Raw genomic sequence first — 1,025 nt, 5'->3', positions numbered from 1 at the left:
TGTCATTTTCAGAAGACGACTGCACGGAATATCAGGAGTCGGCTGCACTGGTGGATTGCAGCGCGGTGTACAGGGCCGTCTTGCTCACCTTGAGCCGTGTAGCGGCCTCTCGGACATTAAGCCCGTTGGCGATGTGCTCCCGCGCTCGCTGCAACTTGTCGGCGGTGACAACCGGCTTTCGCCCGCCCTTCCTCCCACGAGCGGCGGCGGCAGTCAACCCGGCCTTGGTGCGCTCGCGGATCAAGTCGCGCTCGAACTGGCCCAGCGCGCCGAACACGTGGAAGATGAGCCGCCCGCCTGGCGTGGTGGTGTCGATGGCTTCCGTCAGAGAACGGAAGCCGACGCCTCGCGCTTCCAGCGCGCCTATCGTTTCGATTAGGTGCGGCATAGAGCGCCCGAGCCGATCCAGCCGCCAGACGGCCAGCACGTCGCCGTCGCGCAGGTAGGCCAGCGCATCAGCCAAGCCGGGGCGGTCGGCCTTGGCCCCGGAAGCCGTGTCCTCGAAAACGCGCTCGCAGCCTGCCTTGCGTAGCGCATCCGTCTGCAAGGCGGTGTCCTGTTCCGCCGTCGATACCCGCGCATAGCCGATCAGTGCCATTTGCCGCCTCTCTTGTCCGTCATTCCGTCCGCCTATCTTAATGTCCGACAACCCGTTGTGCAATAACTTTGCTGGACAGTGTCCGGCATGGCCGACTAATGATCGTTTGGCGGACAAGGCGACTGGCATCAGCCGAACAGCTCGCTATGGGAGCCAAGCCGCGCCAGTCGCAGGGTGTCGGCGTCGGACTTGCGGTAGATCAGCAGCAGGTCGGGCTTGATGTGGCATTCGCGGTAGCCCGCCCAATCGCCGGAAAGATCGTGGTCGCGGTATCGCACATCCAGGGGCTGATCGGTCGCCAGCGCGACCAGAACCGGCTTGAGGTCATCATTCGTGCAGCGGACTCCTGATACTGTTCGTTCAATAGACGACTGCACAACAGCCTTCAAACCGCGTTGTCTGGTGCAGTCGTCTTCTGAAAATGACA

Annotated in this window: 2 protein-coding genes; both read right to left on the bottom strand. The window is 62.7% G+C overall.

Translation table 11 applies throughout. From position 1 onward, the window contains the following. Nucleotides 1-31 precede the first annotated feature (31 nt). Nucleotides 32-598 (bottom strand): recombinase family protein, encoded by a 567-nt coding sequence (locus L976_RS00105; RefSeq protein WP_003159185.1) that lies wholly within the window; start codon nt 596-598, stop codon nt 32-34. A gap of 128 nt (nt 599-726) precedes the next feature. Then, nucleotides 727-1,025: type II toxin-antitoxin system YafQ family toxin (locus L976_RS22560; RefSeq protein ID WP_431521334.1), on the bottom strand; the 299-nt coding region annotated here is incomplete at its 5' end.

This window comes from Shewanella sp. ZOR0012 (assembly GCF_000798835.1).
GTDB classification, from domain to species: domain Bacteria; phylum Pseudomonadota; class Gammaproteobacteria; order Enterobacterales; family Shewanellaceae; genus Shewanella; species Shewanella xiamenensis.
This window is presented reverse-complemented; position numbering and strand designations above follow the sequence as displayed.